The 17,818-nt window shown below is 67.3% G+C and carries 21 protein-coding genes; 19 read left to right on the top strand and 2 right to left on the bottom strand.

What is annotated here, in order from left to right:
• Positions 1–95 precede the first annotated feature (95 nt).
• The 6 genes from O5M90_RS25835 to O5M90_RS25810 all read left to right on the top strand — a co-directional run bounded on the left by O5M90_RS25835 (position 96) and on the right by O5M90_RS25810 (position 5,140).
• A complete protein-coding gene (locus tag O5M90_RS25835) occupies positions 96–1,340 on the top strand; it encodes a flagellin (RefSeq protein WP_137943288.1) in 1,245 nt (414 codons plus the stop codon).
• Between the two features lie 106 nt (positions 1,341–1,446).
• Positions 1,447–2,886, top strand: a complete 1,440-nt coding sequence (gene fliD / locus O5M90_RS25830) for a flagellar filament capping protein FliD (protein ID WP_137943289.1) — start codon at positions 1,447–1,449, stop codon at positions 2,884–2,886.
• Between the two features lie 168 nt (positions 2,887–3,054).
• Complete coding sequence (gene fliS / locus O5M90_RS25825) at positions 3,055–3,489, top strand: flagellar export chaperone FliS (RefSeq protein WP_137943290.1); 435 nt, start codon at positions 3,055–3,057, stop codon at positions 3,487–3,489.
• Between the two features lie 40 nt (positions 3,490–3,529).
• Positions 3,530–3,829, top strand: coding sequence for a flagellar protein FliT (locus tag O5M90_RS25820; protein WP_137943291.1), 300 nt, complete (start codon positions 3,530–3,532; stop codon positions 3,827–3,829).
• Between the two features lie 38 nt (positions 3,830–3,867).
• Positions 3,868–4,605, top strand: coding sequence for a flagellar brake protein (locus O5M90_RS25815; protein WP_440402444.1), 738 nt, complete (start codon positions 3,868–3,870; stop codon positions 4,603–4,605).
• Positions 4,606–4,615: 10 nt separating this feature from the next.
• Entirely contained in the window at positions 4,616–5,140 is a 525-nt protein-coding gene (locus O5M90_RS25810; protein ID WP_440402443.1) for a GspH/FimT family pseudopilin, read from the top strand.
• A 25-nt stretch (positions 5,141–5,165) separates the two neighbouring features.
• On the opposite strand, the gene fliE is transcribed toward O5M90_RS25810, so the two are convergent.
• Positions 5,166–5,489, bottom strand: coding sequence for a flagellar hook-basal body complex protein FliE (gene fliE / locus O5M90_RS25805; protein WP_266007079.1), 324 nt, complete (start codon positions 5,487–5,489; stop codon positions 5,166–5,168).
• A 161-nt stretch (positions 5,490–5,650) separates the two neighbouring features.
• Here fliE and fliF point away from each other — a divergent pair, with 161 nt between their 5' ends.
• From fliF to fliR, 13 genes are all read left to right on the top strand, one after another.
• Complete coding sequence (gene fliF, locus O5M90_RS25800; protein WP_137943293.1) at positions 5,651–7,351, top strand: flagellar basal-body MS-ring/collar protein FliF; 1,701 nt, start codon at positions 5,651–5,653, stop codon at positions 7,349–7,351.
• 15 nt (positions 7,352–7,366) lie between these two features.
• Positions 7,367–8,362 (top strand): flagellar motor switch protein FliG, encoded by a 996-nt coding sequence (gene fliG / locus O5M90_RS25795; protein WP_137943294.1) that lies wholly within the window; start codon positions 7,367–7,369, stop codon positions 8,360–8,362.
• Positions 8,363–8,374: 12 nt separating this feature from the next.
• Positions 8,375–9,163, top strand: a complete 789-nt coding sequence (locus O5M90_RS25790; RefSeq protein ID WP_262973887.1) for a FliH/SctL family protein — start codon at positions 8,375–8,377, stop codon at positions 9,161–9,163.
• Complete coding sequence (gene fliI / locus O5M90_RS25785) at positions 9,160–10,596, top strand: flagellar protein export ATPase FliI (protein WP_269841024.1); 1,437 nt, start codon at positions 9,160–9,162, stop codon at positions 10,594–10,596. Before O5M90_RS25790 ends, fliI begins: the two co-directional genes overlap by 4 nt.
• Positions 10,597–10,630: 34 nt before the next feature.
• A complete protein-coding gene (fliJ, locus tag O5M90_RS25780) occupies positions 10,631–11,092 on the top strand; it encodes a flagellar export protein FliJ (RefSeq protein WP_137943297.1) in 462 nt (153 codons plus the stop codon).
• Between the two features lie 17 nt (positions 11,093–11,109).
• Entirely contained in the window at positions 11,110–12,432 is a 1,323-nt protein-coding gene (locus O5M90_RS25775; RefSeq protein WP_269841025.1) for a flagellar hook-length control protein FliK, read from the top strand.
• Between the two features lie 114 nt (positions 12,433–12,546).
• Complete coding sequence (locus tag O5M90_RS25770) at positions 12,547–13,116, top strand: flagellar basal body-associated FliL family protein (protein WP_137943299.1); 570 nt, start codon at positions 12,547–12,549, stop codon at positions 13,114–13,116.
• Between the two features lie 12 nt (positions 13,117–13,128).
• Positions 13,129–14,133: a flagellar motor switch protein FliM gene (fliM, locus tag O5M90_RS25765; protein WP_137943300.1), complete on the top strand. Its 1,005-nt coding sequence runs from the start codon at positions 13,129–13,131 to the stop codon at positions 14,131–14,133.
• On the top strand, positions 14,123–14,560 hold the full coding sequence (gene fliN / locus O5M90_RS25760; RefSeq protein ID WP_137943301.1) for a flagellar motor switch protein FliN: 438 nt from the start codon (positions 14,123–14,125) through the stop codon (positions 14,558–14,560). Before fliM ends, fliN begins: the two co-directional genes overlap by 11 nt.
• A gap of 93 nt (positions 14,561–14,653) precedes the next feature.
• Complete coding sequence (locus O5M90_RS25755; protein WP_269841026.1) at positions 14,654–15,010, top strand: FliO/MopB family protein; 357 nt, start codon at positions 14,654–14,656, stop codon at positions 15,008–15,010.
• Positions 14,982–15,776 carry a flagellar type III secretion system pore protein FliP gene (gene fliP, locus O5M90_RS25750; RefSeq protein WP_440402442.1) on the top strand — a complete coding sequence of 265 codons (795 nt, stop codon included), beginning with the start codon at positions 14,982–14,984 and terminating at the stop codon, positions 15,774–15,776. The genes O5M90_RS25755 and fliP overlap by 29 nt, the downstream gene beginning before the upstream one ends.
• A 16-nt stretch (positions 15,777–15,792) precedes the next feature.
• Positions 15,793–16,062 (top strand): flagellar biosynthesis protein FliQ, encoded by a 270-nt coding sequence (gene fliQ / locus O5M90_RS25745; RefSeq protein ID WP_137943304.1) that lies wholly within the window; start codon positions 15,793–15,795, stop codon positions 16,060–16,062.
• 10 nt (positions 16,063–16,072) lie between these two features.
• Positions 16,073–16,837, top strand: coding sequence for a flagellar biosynthetic protein FliR (gene fliR, locus O5M90_RS25740; RefSeq protein ID WP_269841027.1), 765 nt, complete (start codon positions 16,073–16,075; stop codon positions 16,835–16,837).
• Positions 16,838–16,861: 24 nt separating this feature from the next.
• Here the strand turns inward: fliR and O5M90_RS25735 are convergent, their stop codons facing one another.
• Positions 16,862–17,734, bottom strand: coding sequence for a DUF4394 domain-containing protein (locus O5M90_RS25735; protein WP_269841028.1), 873 nt, complete (start codon positions 17,732–17,734; stop codon positions 16,862–16,864).
• Between the last annotated feature and the right edge of the window lie 84 nt (positions 17,735–17,818).

Genomic DNA, 17,818 nt, shown 5'->3' with positions numbered 1-17,818 from the left:
AGTCTTCCGGCATTTAAGTTCTGCCGAAGAATGCAGCTACCGAGTAGGTACGCCGGCTCCAAGCCGGAATCATCGATTTCAGTAGGAGAGCCGCGATGCCTCAAACCATCAATACCAATATCGTTTCGCTGAACGCGCAACGAAACCTGAACAACAGCCAGAGTTCTCTGGCCACCTCGATGCAGCGCCTGTCCTCGGGCCTGCGTGTTAACAGTGCCAAGGACGATGCGGCCGGTCTGGCGATCGCCGAGCGCATGAACACCCAGGTGCGCGGCCTCAATGTCGCGGCCCGCAATGCCAATGACGGCATCTCGCTGGCGCAGACCGGTGAGGGCGCGCTCGGCAAGGTCGGCGACATGCTGCAGCGCATGCGCGAGCTGGCCGTGCAATCGGCCAACGCGACCAACAGTCCGGACGATCGCAAGGCCCTGCATGCCGAAGTGGTGCAGCTGCGCGACGAAATCGACCGCGTCTCCAAGCAGACCTCGTTCAACGGCAAGCGTCTGCTGGACGGGTCCTTCACCGCCGCGACTTTCCAGATCGGCGCCAACTCGGGTGACGGCATCACGATCGGCAGCCTGGCCAACACGACCACCGCCGCCATCTCGACGGTCCAGTACGCGGAAGGCAATACCGCCGCCTCCTTCGATGGCACGCAGATCACCGGCACCAATCTGGCGGCCATCCCCGGCGCCGCCAATCCCGGCCCGCTGACCATCACGGTGGCGCCCAGCGTCACGCCCATCGATATCGGCACGATCCCGGCATCCAGCTCCGAGAAGGAGCGCCTGGGCGAGGTCATCGAGGCGATCAACCGCAAGACCACCGACACCGGCATCTCGGCCTATCTGGTGGAAGACCCGGCCGTGGCTGGTGCCTTTAAGATCACGATGATGTCCTCCCGCATCGACTCGACCACCGGCCTGCCCGGCGCGGTCACGCTGGCGGGCTTCACGACGGCCACCACCGGTGTGGACGCCGGCGACGGCGCCCTGATCGTGCCGCCGGCGGTCAACCCCGAGATTGGCATCGACAGCCTGAGCATCGAGACCGAGGTCGGCGTGTGGAAGGCCATCATGAAGATCGACAGCGCGCTGGACCAGGTCAATGGCGCGCGCGCCCAGCTCGGCGCGGTGCAAAGCCGCTTCGAGACGGCGGTCGCCAATATCCAGATCCAGAGCGAGAACGTGTCGGCCGCCCGCGGTCGCATCATGGACGCCGACTTTGCGCAGGAAACCGCCAACCTGTCGCGCGCCCAGATCCTGCAGCAGGCCGGCACCGCGATGGTGGCCCAGGCCAACCAGCTGCCGCAGCAGGTGCTGCAGCTGCTGCAAGGCTAAGCGCCCTCCCTTCCCCGCTGGCGAGGCCCGTTGCATGCAAACGTAACGGGCCTTCAGTTATTGGCTCAAGGGACCGACAACAGATCACGGCTCCAAGGATACGGACATGGGCATTTCATCGACAGGCATTGGCAGCAATCTGCCGGTCGCCGAAATCATCGACAAGCTGGTCGCGCTGGAGAAGAAACCGCTGCAGAGCCTGCAGACCTCGGCCACCTTCATCCAGACCCAGATCTCGACCTATGGCAAGGTGCAAAGCCTGCTGTCCGGCGTGACCTCGGCCGCCAATGCGATGGCCAAGGCCTCGCTGTGGGGCCAGACCTCGGCCGGCAGCAGCAATCCGACCGCCCTGTCCGCCACTGCCAGCGCCGGCGCCAGCGCGGGCAACTACAGCGTCAACGTCACCCAGCTGGCCAGCGCCCACAGCCTGGCCTCGGGCGCCTATGCCTCCGGCGCTGCGGTACTGGGCAGCGGCAAGCTGAAGATCGAGCTGGGCAAGTACACCGAGCAGGCCGCGCCCGCGAACCCGAGCTTCACGCCCAAGGACGGCGCCAAAACCATCAACCTCGAGTTCAGCGCGGAGGGCACGACGCTGGAAGATGTGCGCAAGGCCATCAACGACGCCAAGTCCGGCGTCACCGCCAGCATCGTCAAGGATGCCAGCGGCGCGCGCCTGACGATACGCAGCGACACCACCGGCGAGCTGAGCGCGCTGCGCATCAGCGCCACCGACCTGGCCGACGCCCCGCTGGCCACCGGCCTCGGGGCCCTGGGCTACAGCCCCGACAGCGGCAACACGACGATGCAGCAAACGGTGGCGGCCAAGAACGCGCTGGCCACCGTCAACGGCCTGGATGTGGTGTCCGAATCCAATACCTTCAGCGGCGCGATCGAGAATGTCAGCTTCACCGTCTCGGCGCTGACGACGACGCCGGCCACGATCAATGTCGCCAATGACGGCGCGGCGCAGAAGAAGGTGGTGCAGGACTTCGTCACCGCCTACAACGCGCTGAACAGCTTTCTGGTCGAGCAGACCAAGTACGACGAGAAGGCCAAGATCGGCGGCGCGCTGCAGGGCGACAGCACGGTGCTGAACCTGCGCAACCAGATGCGCAACATCCTGCGCGAGACCGGCGCCGGCCAGTTCAATTTCCTCAGCATGACCAGCAAGGATGCCGACGCACCGACCGACGGCACGATCACGCTGGACATCGGCGCGCTGGACAAGGCCATTGCCGACCCCGGCAAGCTGGCCAAGCTCTTCGCCGGCGACGCCTCGGCCAATATCACCGGCATGGCCAAGCGCCTGGCCGATTTCACGACCGGGCTGACCGGCAGCAAGGGCTCGCTGAGCAGCCGCACCGAGGGCCTGAACCAGAAGCTCAAGCTCAACGAGAAAGACCAGGACAAGGCCGAGGATCGCATCGCCCGGCTGACCGACCGGCTCAACAAGCAGTACCAGGCGCTGGACAACCGCATGGCCGGCCTGAGCTCGCTGCAGAACTACATCAACCAGCAGGTCGCGAACTGGAACAAATCCTCCTGAGAGCCCCCTGCTCCGCCCGCCCATGCCCGCCGCCCGCGGGCATGCGTCGTTCTGGGCTCTGCAATCCCGGTGTAACAAGGCGAATCTGTCACATCCTGAGGCTCAAGTCGGCGCCGGGGATGGCCGATAAGGACTACATAGCAGCATCCAACCGGCCCTCATCACATCATGAACGCCATCGCCACCTTCTTCGAACCGGCCCGCACGCACAACGCCATGGCGAGCAACTTCTACCGCCAGACCGGCGTGCAGACGGGCCTGGAAGCCGCCTCGCCGCACCGCCTGGTGGTGATGCTGTTTGACGGTCTGATGGAAGCGATGGCCCAGGCCCGCGGTGCGATCGCCTCGGGCAATGTCGAGCTGAAGTGCCGTGCCATCGGGCGCGCGGTGCGCATCGTCGACGAGGGCCTGAAGAGCGCGCTGGACCTGCAGCAAGGTGGCAGCCTGGCGGCCGATCTGTCCGACCTCTATGGCTATGTGATCCACCGCCTGACCGAAGCCAATCTGCACTCCGATGTCGATGCGCTGGAGGACTGCCGAAAAGTCATCGAACCCCTGCGCGAAGCATGGCTGGCCATCGCCCCCCAGGCCGACAGCCGCTGAGCCGCCGCCACCTCACAGCCCGCGAATGATAGGTATCACCATGAACACCCACCTGCTGAGCTATTACGAAGCCATTGAGCAAGCCAGTGCCGACATGCTGTCGGCCGCCCGCTCGGGCAATTGGGACCAGGTCGTCAAGCTCGAAGGCGCTTGCGTGCTGCTGATCTCGCAACTCAAGCGCGCCGCCTCGCAGGAGCAGCTGCCGCCCGAGGAGAGCCAGCTGAAGACCCGCATCATGCAGCGCATCCTGCTCAACGATGCCGAGATCCGGCACCTGGCCGAACCCTGGCTGGAAGACCTGGACCTGGTGCTCAGCGGCAAGAGCAAGATGGTGCACTGAACAAGCCCGAGGCTTGCGGGCCTTGAATCCTGCTTCGCATGACGACCCGACCACTGGACGACTTTCGCATCGCAGCCAGGCCCGAGATCGAGGCCTGGCTGCGCCGTTTGCTGGACCGCCAGGTGCGCCTGCAGCTGAGCACGCCGGCCGGCGCCAGCCTGCTGACCCAACTGTGCAGCGTCGATGTCGAGCACCACAGCCTGGGCTTCGAGGTCGAGCCCGGCCCGCTGCAGCAGCTGCAGGCCCTGCTCGACAGCGCCGAGCTGGTCGCGGTGGCCTATCTGGACAATATCCGGCTCGAGTTCGAACTCGATGCCCTGGTGCTGGTGCAAGGCGCCGCGCTGAGCACCTTGCGCGCGCCCTGGCCGGCCGAGCTCTACCGCTTCCAGCGCCGCCAGGCCTTTCGCGTCGAGCCGCTGGGCCACAGCTACCCGCGGGTGCTGGTGCCACATCCGCATGAGCCCGAGATGGCGCTGCGCCTGCGCGTGCTGGACCTCAGCGTCAGCGGCCTGGCCCTGCTGCTGCCGGCCGATGTGCCGCCGCTGCAGGCCGGCCTCAGCCTGAACGCCGCCCGCGTCGAACTCGATGGCGATGTCCATTTCGAGACCACGCTGCACCTGCAGCATGTCGGCCCCTGCAGCCCCGACGCCCAGGGCATCAGCCACGGCCTGCGCCTGGGCTGCGCCTTCGGCACCCTGCCCAGCGGCGCCGAACGCGCGCTGCAGCTCTATATCGATCAGACCCAGAAACGCCAGCGGCTGCTGAAAAAGCCCTGAGCTGCGCCTCATGCAAGTCCACCGCCGCTGTCATGGCTTCACGCTGCTGGAGGCGGCCATCGTGATCGCGGTGCTGGGCATCATCGCAGCCGTGGCCGTGCCCAGCTACGGCAGCATGCTGGCGCGCCAGCAGCTGCGCGCCGCCGGCGCCCATCTGGCGCTGGATCTGCGCACCGCGCGCGAGGAGGCCTTGCGCAGCGGGCGCAGCGTCTTCGTCAGCAGCCGTGGCAGTGGCCCTGCCTGGTGCTGGGGCGTCAGCCGCGACGCGCCCTGCGATTGTCAGAGCGAGGCTCAGAAAGAGGGCCGCGGCGGCGCGCCGGCCTGCAGCGTCGGCCGCGGCGAGGCCAGAGACTATCCGCTGGTGGAACTGGGCCGAGCCGATACGCTGGAATTGCAGCCCGGCCTGGGCCGGGCGCTGCGCGCCGGCAGCATCGAGCTGAAGACGCGCAAGAAGCACAGCCTGCAGGTCCAGCTCAATGCGCTGGGCCGCGCCCATCTGTGCGGACCCGACGCGCCCAAGCCTGCCGACTGCTGAGCCCGGGGCGGGCGCTGCGCCGGCCTCATACCTGCATATTCATCACTTCGGAATAGGCCGAGACCAGGCGGTTGCGCACCTGCAAGGTGGCCTGAAAGCCGATCTGGGCCTTCTGCATCGCCACCATCGTCTCTTCCAGGCTGACATTGGGATTGTCCAGCTGGACCTCGCGCTGCAGCCGCGTCGCTTCGGCCTGCTGCTGGCTGACCCCCTTCATCGCCTGGGCCATCGCGTCGCCGAAGCTGGCTCCGCCGACCGCCTTGGGCTTGGCCAGCGGCTGGCCATTGACAGCCATGCCGGCGCGTGCGGCGGCCTGGGCGAAATCAAAGGGCTTGAGCTTGAGGTCCATGGCAGCGAATGCTACGCAAGCCCGCGCCTTCATAAGGAGGGAACTGCGCTCGGTTCATCGGCCTGTTCGCGGCTTTCTTGAGGGGCCAAATCCGAATAATTGCAGGCAACGGTTCAGCTGTCGGCGGACCGTGAAGAACTGCACAGAGAACCCAGCACCCCATGGACAACGCCCTCGCCTCACCCGCTCCCACCGCCCTGGCCGAACCGGCGCAGCCGGCCGCGCCGGCGGGCTTCGCGGCCCGCATGGCGGCCCTGCCGATGCGCAGCAAGCTGAGCCTGGGCGTGGGCCTGGCGGCGCTGGCCGGCGTGGTGCTGGCGATGACCTTGTGGAGCGGCCAGGGCGACTATCGCCCGGTCTTCACCGGCCTGTCCGACAAGGACGGTGGTGCGGTGATCGCCCAGCTCGCCACCCTCAACGTGCCTTATCGCCACGAGCCCGGCGGCACGATTCTGGTGCCGGCCAACCAGGTCTATGACGTGCGCATGAAGCTGGCCTCGGCCGGCCTGCCCAAGGGCAGCACCGTCGGCTTCGAGCTGATGGACAAGACCTCGATCGGCCAGACCCAGTTCAATGAACGACTGAACTTCCAGCGCGCTCTCGAAGGCGAGCTGACCCGCACCATCACCGCGCTCAATGATGTGGCCGACGCCCGCGTGCATCTGGCGATGCCGCAGCAAAACGGCTTCTTCCGCGAGCAGCAAAAGCCCAGCGCCTCGGTGATGCTGACGCTGCGCGGCGGCCGCACCTTGGACCGCGCCCAGGTGGCCGGCATCGTCCACCTGGTCTCGGCCTCGGTGCCCGAGCTGAGCCCCAAGGCCGTCAGCGTGCTCGACCATACCGGCGCCCTGCTGTCCAACGCCGGCGACAACGGCTCGGGTCTGGACAGCCAGCAGCTGCAATACAAGCAGCAGATCGAGGCGAACTACAACAAGCGCATCTACGAGCTGCTGGAACCGGTGGTGGGCCGCGAAAACCTGCGTGCCACCATCACCGCCGATGTCGATTTCTCGCAGGTCGAATCGACCGCCGAGGAATACAAGCCCAACCAGGGCGCCAACACCCAGGCCTCGGTGCGCAGCAACCAGACCCAGGAATCGATCAACGCCACGCCCGCCCTGCCCACCGGCGTGCCGGGCGCGGCCACCAACCAGCCGCCGGTGCCGGCCACAGCGCCGATCAACGGCCAGGCCGCCCCGCTGCAGACCGCCCAGGGAGCGGGCAACGGCCAGCAGAGCACGCGCCGCGAGGCCGTCACCAACTACGAACTCGACAAGACCGTGCGCGTGACCCGCAACGCCACCGGCACGGTGCGGCGCCTGAACGCCGCCGTCGTGATCAACCACCGCCAGGTCACCGACGCCAGGGGCAAGACCAGCAGCCAGCCGGTGCCGGCCGAAGAGCTGACCAAGCTCAACGAACTGGTGCGCGAGGCCATGGGCTTCAGCCAGGAGCGCGGCGATTCGATCAAGGTGGTCAGCGCCCCCTTCATGGACAGCAAGCCCGAGATCGTCGACGTGCCGCTGTGGAAGCAGCCCTGGCTGCTGGAGCTGCTGCGCACGGCCGCCGTGCCGCTGGCCCTGGTGCTGGTGGCGCTGATCGCGGTGTTCGGCCTGGTGCGCCCGGCGATCCGCGCCGCCAACCCAGCCCCGGCCGAAGCCAAGACCGATGAGGCCGGCCAGCTCAACGCGATGGTCGATGACCAGCATGAACTGCCCGGCATGGGCGGCCTGCCGGCCCTGGAAGCCCCGATCTCGAATGACAAGCTGGAGCGCGCCCGCCAGCTCGCCCGCGACAACCCGGTGGCGGTGGCCAACATCATGCGCTCCTGGATCAACGGCGAAGAACTCGCCACGACTTGACGAACGAGAACCCTCATGGACGATCAAGGCGTAGAAGACGCAGCCATCCTGCTGATGTCCCTCGGTGAGGAAGAAGCCTCCGAGGTCTTCAAGCATCTGCAACCCAAGGAAGTGCAAAAGCTCGGCGAGACCATCGCCAAGCTCAAGGTGATCCCGCGCAGCAAGGTCGAGGAGGTGCTGGACCGTTTCGACGCCGTTGCCGAGACCCAGAGCACCCTGGTCAACGACACCGATGAGTACGTGCGCAATGTGCTGCGCAAGGCACTGGGCGACGACAAGGCCAATCTGCTGCTGGACCGCATCCTGCAAGGCGGCGATGTCTCCAGCATCGAGAGCCTGAAGTGGATGGACGCCGCCTCGGTCGCCGAGCTGCTGCGCAACGAGCATCCGCAGATCATTGCCGCCATACTGGCCCATCTGGACTATGACCAGACCAGCTCGGTGCTGCGCGTCTTCACCGAGCGCCAGCGCAACGAGGTGCTGGTGCGCATTGCCACGCTGGACGGCATCCAGCCGATGGCTTTGAAGGACCTCAACGAGGTGATGAGCCAGGTGCTGGCCGGCGGCGAGCGCATGAAGAAGAGCTCGCTGGGCGGCGTCAAGACCGCGGCCGAGATCATCAATATGCTGGGCTCCTCGGTCGAGGCCTCGGTGCTGGACTACATCCGCGAGGCCGATGCCGATCTGGCCCAGAAGATCATGGACAATATGTTCACCTTCGAAGATCTGGACAAGATCGACGACAAGGGCATCCAGGCCGTGCTCAAGGAAGTGCAGAGCGAATCCCTGGTGGTGGCGCTCAAGGGCGCGGCGCCCGAGCTGCGCGAGAAGATCTTCCGCAATATGTCCACCCGCGCGGCCGAGACCCTGCGCGAAGATCTCGAATCGCGCGGCCCGGTGCGGCTCTCCGAGGTCGAGAGCGAGCAGAAGGAAATGCTCAAGATCGTGCGCCGCCTGGTCGACGAGGGTCAGATCATGCTGGCCGGCGGCGGCGACGACCAGTTCCTCTGAGGCTGACCCGCGATGGCCACCAGACAACCGCCCCGCCAGGTGCCGCCGCCCGAACGCCGCGACGGCGAGGAGCGCCGCAGCAGCTACAGCCGCTTCATCCCGCGCGAGGAGCTGTCCGGCTTCGCCGCCTGGAACCCCGACGCGCTGCAAGGCGGCCCGGAGGCCCGGCGCCCGCCTATCTATGCGCCGGCGCCACCGCCCGCCCCGGCCGCCGCGCCCGCCCCGCCGCCGGCACCCGAGCCGCAGCTCGATGAGCTGCTGCATGCGGCCCGCCAGTCCGGCTACCAGGACGGCTACCGCGATGGCATGGCCGCGCTGGATGCCTTCAAGAAAAGCTTCGCCCAGCAGATGAGTGCCCAGCTGGGCACGCTGGTGAAGAGCTTCGACGGCGAATTCCGAGCGCTCGAAGACCAGATGGCCGAGGCGCTGGCGGCAATGGCCGTCGAGCTGGCGCGCCAGGTCTTGCGCAGCGAGATCCAGCAACGCCCCGAACACATTGCCCAGGTCGCACATGACGCGGTCGAGGCCTTGCAGATGTCGGCCCGCCATGTGCGTGTGCGCGTCCATCCGGACGATCTGCCGCTGGTGCTGGAAGGGGCCGGAGAGGAAATGAAGGCCCGCGAGGCCCAGGTGCTGCCCGACCCCGAAGTGCCGCGCGGCGGCTGCAAGGTCGAGTCGGACATCGGCAGCGTCGATGCGACCCTGGCCGCGCGCTGGCTGCAGGTGACCGGCGCGATGGGCCAGAGCACGCTGTGGGAAGACCGTCGCCAGACAGACGCCGAAGCGGAGGCCAAGGAATGAGCCAGGACCTGCAGGAAAGCCGTCGCGATCGCTGGAACCGCTATCTGGAGGATCTGCAGTCCTTTGCCGCCACCCCGGTGGCGCTGGAGCCGCAGGGCAAGCTGGTGCGCGTGGCCGGCATGGTGCTGGAAGCGACCGGCGTGCGCGTGCCGGTCGGCTCGGTCTGCGAGATCCATCTGCCGCGCTCGGCCAACTCGCGCCGCGGCAGCCCGCCGGTCAAGGCCGAGGTGGTCGGCTTCTCGGGCGACCGCGCCTATCTGATGCCCACCGACGAGGTGCAGGGCCTGTCCAGCGGCGCGATGGTGCTGCCGCGCCTGTCGCCGCCCAGCGCGCCCAAGCTGGGCAAGCCGCAACACCCCTGGCGCCGCGACGAGGACCGCGGCCTGCACCTGCCGATGGGCGAGGGCCTCTTGGGCCGCGTGGTCGACTCGCACGGCCATCCGCTGGATCGCAAGGGCCCACTGGAGCGGGTGCAGGACCGGCCGATGATTCGCCGCCCGATCAATGCGATGGACCGCGACCCGGTGCGTACCCCGCTGGACACCGGCGTGCGCTCGATCAACGCGATGCTGACCGTGGGCCGCGGCCAGCGCCTGGGCCTGTTCGCCGGCACCGGCGTCGGCAAATCGGTGCTCTTGGGCATGATGGCGCGCTACACCCAGGCCGATGTGATCGTGGTCGGCCTGATCGGCGAGCGCGGCCGCGAGGTCAAGGAATTCATAGAGGACATCCTCGGCGAGGACGGCATCAAGCGCTCGGTCGTCGTCGCCGCGCCGGCCGACGCGCCGCCGCTGGTGCGCATGCAGGGCGCAACCTACGCGACGGCCATCGCCGAGCATTTCCGCGACCAAGGCCAGCATGTGCTGCTGCTGATGGACTCGCTGACGCGCTATGCGATGGCGCAGCGCGAGATCGCGCTGGCCATCGGCGAGCCGCCGGCCACCAAGGGCTATCCGCCCTCCTGCTTTGCCAAGCTGCCGCAGCTGGTCGAGCGCAGCGGCAACGGCCAGCCGGGCGAGGGTTCGATCACCGCCTTCTACACCGTGCTGTCCGAGGGCGACGACCAGCAGGATCCGATTGCCGACGCGGCGCGCGGCATCCTGGACGGCCACATCGTGCTGAGCCGCGAGCTGGCCGAGGCCGGCCACTACCCGGCCATCGACATCGAACGTTCGATCTCGCGGGTGATGAGCAATGTCGCCGAGAAGCCCCATCTGGAGGCCGCACGGCGATTCCGACAGCTGCTGGCCAAGTACAACAAGGCGCGCGATCTGATACAGCTGGGGGCCTATGCCCCCGGCCACGACCATGAGCTCGATCTGGCCGTGCGCCTGCACACCGATATGAACCGCCTGCTGCAGCAAGACATGCACAGCCCCGCCCAGCTGCAAGCCAGCGTGGGCCAGCTCGAAGCAGTGGTTAACCAAGCCTGAAACCGGCCGATAAGCGATATACGGAGAGCTATTCATGAGCACCCAAGCCCTCACCATCCTGCTGGAGCGCGCCGAAGCCGAGCGCGACGACGCCTTGTCGCAGCTGCAGGCGCTGATGCGCCAGGCCGAGGCCGCGCGCAGCCAAGCCGACCAGCTGGGCCAGTACCGCAGCGAGTACCAGCAGCGCTGGACCCAGACCTTCGCGCGCAAGACCACCATCGACATCGTCGGCTGCTACCAGAACTTCGGTCTGCGCCTGGACCAGGCGATCGACCAGCAGGGTTCGGTCAGCCGCTACGCCGAGCAGCGCGTCGAGCGCGCCCGCGAGACCCTGCGCGAGCTGGAGATGCGCGTGGCCTCGGTGCGCAAGCTGCTGGAGCGGCGCGGCGCGGAACGCGCCCGCATGCTGAACCGCCAGGATCAGAAGGCCACCGACGAGCAGGCCGCCCGTGCGGCGCTGGCCGCCTTCAATCCGATGATGCGCCTGAGCGCCTGAGCGACCGGGGACCCGCGATGAACAGCCTTCATTCCACCAGCACACCGTTCCTGGGCCTGGGCGGCAAGCCACCCGCCGCGTCCGGCAACAGCCCCCTGCTCTCGGCCTCGGCCAACGATGTCGCGGCCAGCTTCTCGGAGCTGCTGCGCGGCAGCGGCGCCAAGCCTGCGGCGATGCCCCAGCCGGTCGAGCCGGTGCGGCCCTCTCCCACCCAGCAGGCCCAGCCCAGCCAGCCGGCGCCGCCGCCCAAGGCCGACGCCGGCCCGACCCAGGCTCAAGCGCAGGCCAAGACCGACCGCGCCAACAGCCAGGAACGCGAGGCCCTGGCCCGCCAAAGCCAGGCCCGCAGTGCCCAGGCGCGCAGCGAGGCCGCGGCCGGCCGCAACGCCGAGCGTGCGGCCAAGCCCGAGACAGCCGGTGTCAAGGACGGCAAGGTAGCCGCCGAAGACAAGAACACGATCGACGGCCCGACCTCCTCCGAGACCACGGTCGAGATCGAAACCGAACAGAAGACCGCACAGCCGGGTGAACCGGCGCTCGCCGCCACGCTGACACCGCTGCCGATAGACGCCAAGGCCATCAAGGCTGGCGCGAACGAGGAAGGCAAGACCGAGGCCCGCAGCGGTGCCGCCACAGCCAAGAGCGGCAAGACCCAGCTCGCCGACATCGGCGGCAACGCAGCAACTGCCGCAGCCACCGGTGCAACAGCTGGCGCCAGCATGCGGGACACGACACCGGCCGCCGGCATCGCGCTCGAGGGCCTGCAGGCCAGCGCCGCCAAGCCGGCCGCGCCGGCGAGTGCCGGCAGCGCCGCCCCGTCGTTCGAGGCCGTGATGAATGCCGCCCAGGCCCAGCTGGCCCAGGGCGGCGTCGACGCCAGCGGCCCCTCGGCCGCGAGCGCGCCGGCCGCCAGGCTGGAGCTGGCCCAGCCGCTGCACAGCCCGGCCTTCGGGCCGGAGATGGCGGCGCGCCTGAGCCTGCTGGCGGCCGAGGGCGTGCAGCAGGCCCAGCTGCATCTGAACCCGGCCGAGATGGGCCCGGTCTCGGTGCAGATCGTCGTCGAGGGCCAGCAGGCACAGATTTCCTTCCACAGCGACCAGGCCGACACCCGTGCAGTGCTGGAGAACAGCCTGCCGGAACTGGCGGCAGCCTTGCGCGAGAGCGGGCTGACCTTGAGCGGCGGTGGCGTCTTCCAGCAGGCCCGCAATCCTGAAGAGCAGGCGCAGCCATCAGGTGATGGCCGCAGCGCTGTGCGCGCCAGCGCCGAGGACAGCGCCGTGCCCGTCAGCACGCCGGCCCGCACGACGGCCAGCCGGGGCGTGTTGGACCTTTATGCCTGAGCGGGCGTGAACATGATCGGCAAAACCTGGCTTTTCGGCGCTTGGCCCGGCCCATATGGCCGAATAATGCGAGTTATCGGCGGCCTGCACGGGCCGCGTTGACAAGGAGTTGATATGGCTACAGCCGCCGCCGGCGATGCGGCCCCCGCAGGCGGGGGCAAGAAGAAGCTCGTCATCATCGTGGTGGCCGTGCTGGTGCTGGCCTTGGTGGGTGTTGCCGCGCTGCTGCTGCTGAAGAAAAAGCCGGCCGAGGACGAAGACGGCGAGTCCGCCGCCCCGGCGGCCGCCCATCACGCCGAGGTCAAGCCCGGCACGCCGCCGGTGTTCGTGCCGCTGGAGCCCTTCACCGTCAATCTGGCCGACAAGGAAGTGGACCGCTTTGCCCAGATCGGCATCACGCTGGAAGTGGCCGACGCCAAGTTCGCCGAGCAGCTCAAGCTCTATATGCCGGCGATCCGCAGCAATGTGCTGATGGTGCTGTCGCACAAGACCTCGGTCGAGCTGCTGACCCTGGAGGGCAAGGAAAAGCTGGCACGCGACATCATGCGCGAATCGCTGCGCCCGATGGGCATCGAGATCGACGACGAGGACGACGAGGGCACGACGACGAAGAAACGCAAGAAGAAGCGCGCGGTCGTCAGCCCGATCAGCAATGTGCTGTTCTCCAGCTTCATCGTCCAATAGCGATTCACCATCATGAATCAGCAAATCCTGTCGCAAGACGAAGTCGATGCCCTGCTGCAAGGCATTACCGGCGAGAGCCAGAAGCTCGAAGCGGAAGAGGAGCAGGTCGGCGGCATACGCGACTACAACCTGGCCAGCCAGGAACGCATCGTGCGTGGGCGCATGCCCACGATGGAAATCATCAACGAGCGTTTCGCCCGCAATATCCGCATCGGCCTGTTCAACTTCATCCGCAAAAGCCCCGAGGTCGCGATCGGCGGCATCAAGGTGCAGAAGTACAGCGCCTTCTTGCGCGAGATCGTGGTGCCGACCAACTTCAACATCGTCTCCGTCAAGCCGCTGCGCGGCAATGGCCTGATCGTCTGCGACCCCACGCTGGTGTTCGCGGTGATCGACTCGCTGTTCGGCGGCATCGGCAAGTTCCACGCCCGCATCGAGGGCCGCGATTTCTCGGCCACCGAGCAGCGCGTGATCCTGCGTCTGGTCGAGGTCATCACGGCCGAGTACAAAAAGGCCTGGATGGGCATCTACCCGCTGGAGCTGGACTACCAGCGCTCGGAGATGCAGCCGCAGTTCGCCAATATCGCCACGCCCAGCGAGATCGTGGTCTCGACCTCCTTCACACTGGAGATCGGCGAGACCAGCGGCACCGTCTATTTCTGCATTCCCTACTCGACGCTGGAGCCGATACGCGATGTGCTCTACAGCACCACGCAGGGCGACTCCTCCGAGCCCGACCGGCGCTGGGTCAATTTGCTGAAGCACCAGATCCAGGCGGCCGAGGTCGAGCTGGTGGCCGAGCTGGGCCATGCCCCGGCCACCGTCGAGCAGTTGCTGGCCTTCAAGCCCGGCGACTTCATCGAGCTGGACCTGGACCCCATCATCAAGACCAAGATCGATGGCGTGCCGGTGTTCGACTGCCACTACGGCACCTCGAACGGCAAGTACGCCCTGAAAGTAGACAAGATGCTGACCGCCCCGGATGCGGGTTGGCTGGGAGCCCGCGATGCCACCTGATAGCCCCTCTCAAGACGAACAGGACGCGATGGCGGCCGAATGGGCCGCCGCGCTGGCCGAAGCCAAGCCGGCCGAAGTGGCGGACGAGGTGCAGGCCGCCGCCGAACAGGTGGCGCCGGCCAGCTTCGCGAACTTCACGCCGACGCCCAGCAATATGCCGGGCAGCGACATCAATATGATTCTGGACATCCCGGTCCAGCTGACCGTGGAGCTGGGGCGCACCCGCATCCCGATCAAGAATATCCTGCAGCTGGCCCAGGGCTCGGTGGTCGAACTCGACGCGCTGGCCGGCGAGCCGATGGATGTGCTGGTCAACGGCTATCTGATCGCCCAGGGCGAGGTCGTGGTGGTGAACGATAAGTTCGGCATCCGGCTGACCGATATCGTCACGCCCTCGGAACGCATGCGACGCCTCAGCAAGGCCTGACCCCCAGAACCCGCGCCCAAGGCCCGAACTCGGGCCGAAAGCCCCGCTTCCAAGCGCGATTGACCGGGCCGGGCCCGGCCCACAATCGGCGGCATGAGCAACAACCTCCTGCCTATCTTCTGGTTCTTCGCCATCCTGGCGCTGATACCGGCCCTGCTGTGGCTGCTCAAGCGCACGCCGCTGGGCGGCGCAGCCGGCACCCATGGCCAGATGCGCACCGTCGCGGTGCTGCAGCTCTCGCCGAGCCAGCGCCTGGTGACGGTCGAGGTCGGCCAGGGCGAGGATCGCCGCTGGCTGGTGCTGGGCGTCACCGCGCAGCAGATCAGCACCCTGCATGTGCTGCCGCCGCAGCCCGAGGGTGCGGCAGGCCCGGCCACCTCAGCCCCGTTCGCGCAGATGCTGATGGCGCGGCTCAAGAAAGATGGCAGCGGAGACCAGCGTGCGCCCTGATTCCCGCCCTCTCGCCCGGCTCAGGCAAGGCCTGACCCTCATTCTCCTGTCGGCCGTCTCGGCCAGCGCGCTGGCCCAGACCGGCGGCGCGCCCGCGACCTTGCCGCTGATCATCGGCCAGGGTGCCGGCGGCAGCAGCTACTCGGTGCCCATCCAGACCCTGCTGTTCTTCACCGCCCTGGGCTTTCTGCCGGCCGTGCTGCTGATGATGACCGGCTTCACCCGCATCGTCATCGTGCTATCGCTGATGCGCCAGGCCCTGGGTACCCAGGCGGCACCGCCGAATCAGGTGATCGTCGGCCTGTCGCTGTTCCTGACCTTTTTCGTGATGAGTCCCACCTTGGACAAGGTCTATGCCGAGGCCTGGCAGCCCTACTCGGCCGGCACCATAGGCTTCGACGTGGCCCTGCAGCGCGCCGAGGTGCCAATGCGCGGATTCATGCTGAAGCAGACCCGCCAGGCCGATGTCGCGCTGTTCTCGCGCCTGGCCAAGCTGGAGGGCGAGATCAAGCCCGAGGATGTGCCCTTCAAGGTGCTGGTGCCGGCTTTCGTCACCAGCGAGCTGAAGTCGGCCTTCCAGATCGCCTTTCTGATCTTCATTCCCTTTCTGGTGATCGACATGATCGTCTCCAGCGTGCTGATGAGCCTGGGCATGATGATGCTGAGCCCGGTGCTGGTGGCCCTGCCCTTCAAGCTGATGCTGTTCGTGCTGGCCGATGGCTGGAACCTGCTGCTGGGTTCGCTGGCCGCCTCCTTCGTGACCTGAGCCCCGAGACAAGCCCATGGATGCACAACAAGTCTTCACCTTCGGCCAGGAAGGCCTCTACATGCTGCTGCTGGTGGCCGCGCCGATTTTGCTGACCGTGCTGGCGGTGGGCGTGCTGGTCAGCGTGTTCCAGGCCGCCACCCAGATCAACGAGGCGACCCTGAGCTTTGTGCCCAAGGTGGTCGCCGCCGTGCTGGTGATGGCGGTGGCCGGCCCCTGGATGGTGACCACCCTGGTCGAGTACATCCAGCGCACCTTGCAGACGATTCCGCAGGTCGTCGGCTGACACGGCGTCGATGTTTTCTTTCACCGAGGCCCAACTGCTGCAGTGGCTGACGCCGCTGCTGTGGCCCTTCATCCGCACCTTGGCGTTGTTTGCCGGCATGCCCATCTTCAGCCAGCGCAATGTGCCGATGCGGGTGCGCGTGGGCCTGGCCCTGTTCGTCTCGCTGGCGGCCCAGCCCTCGCTGCCGCCGATGCCGGTGGTGCCACTGGACTCGCCACCGCTGCTGCTGATGCTGATCGCCCAGCAGCTGCTGATCGGCCTGTCGCTGGGCTTTGCGGTGCGCATCGTGTTCGCGGCGCTGGAATTTGCCGGCGAGTTGGTGGGCCTGCAGATGGGCCTGAACTTCGCCGGCTTCTTCGACCCCGCCACCGGCAGCCAGGGTACGGCCAGCGCGCGCTTCTTCGGCGCGATGGTGGCCTTTCTGTTCATCGCGATCAACGGCCATCTGCTGCTGATCAATGCGCTGATCCAGAGCTTCACGGCCTTTCCGGTCGGCGACGAGCCCTTCCGTTTCCTGCGCGTGGCCCAGCCCCAGGTCTGGGGCGCGCAGATCTTTCATATCGGCCTGTGGATCGCACTGCCGCTGATCACGATGCTGATGTTCGTCAATCTGGTACTGGGCGTGATTGCCCGCGTCGCGCCGCAGATCACCGTCTTCGCGGTCGGTTTTCCGCTGACCGTCAGCATCGGCCTGGTGGGCATGCTGGCCACGCTGCCGCTGATGCAGATGCCTTTTATGGTGGCGCTGGAACGCATGCTGGCCGCCTTCGGCTGAAGGCGGCCAGAGCCTGGCACTGGCTCAGACGCGCGCCCGCCTGCGCGCCACCCCACCGACCGCCAGCAGGCCCAGCAGCAACATCGCATAGGTCTGCGGCTCGGGCACCGCGCTGACCGTCAGGCCCGACAAGGTGCCGTTGTAGGCGCCGGCCAAGCTGGCCTGCCCGGTGCTCAGATCGATGCTGTAGAGCGCCGTGGTCAGCGCCGGGCCGGCATCGACATTCAGCGCCGCCCAGGCCTGGCCGTTGCCGAGAATCTCGAAGCCATTGGCCCGCAGCACATCGACACCCAGCGAACCGATGGTCGTGATCGTGGGCGTGTTGAAGGCCGAGGAGGCAAAGGCCAGCGTGTCATTGGCACTGTCGATGTAGTACAGCGCGGTGCCGCCGGCCGGCGCGCCGGCCTGCCCCGGCATCGAATTGGTATAGGCGACGGCGGTATAGCCCGGCGCCACGGTGTTGGCGGCATTGCCGACCGCGCCGGTCAGCGCATTGACGGCGAAATTGCCGCCGGCCGAGCTGATCAGCCGCAGCGAGGCGCCGGTGCCGGCATCGGCGACCGGATTGAAGTCCAGGCCATAGGCGAGATTGCCCTGGACCACGGCGCTGCTCAGATTGGCGACAAAGCTGGTCGCGCCGGTCATCTCGTCCAGTGTGTAGAGACGGTTGGACAAGGTCACGCCATAGATCTTGCCGTCCGAGGGCCGCGTGTCGATGCCGACGAAGCGATCACCGGCATCCAGGCCGCTGATGTCCTTGTTGACGGCCGCGCCGATATTGGCGGTGTCGAAGCGGGTGAGCTGGTTCTGGCTGTTGATGCCCACCAGGGTGACGGCCTGGGCGGCGCCGGCGCTCAAGGCGAGCAAGGCGGCTCCGGTACGAGCGAAGAATGGCATGGAAGAACTCCTGTGCGTATGCGCAGACACACCGGCCCGAGGCTCTCGAACCGGCGCTGCAGGCTCTGTACGCAGCCCGGCCCG

The sequence above is a fragment of the Paucibacter sp. M5-1 genome (assembly GCF_027498415.2).
Classification (GTDB): Bacteria; Pseudomonadota; Gammaproteobacteria; order Burkholderiales; family Burkholderiaceae_C; genus Roseateles_E.
Note: the sequence above shows the minus strand (reverse complement) of the source record. Positions and strands in the feature narration are given on the sequence as shown.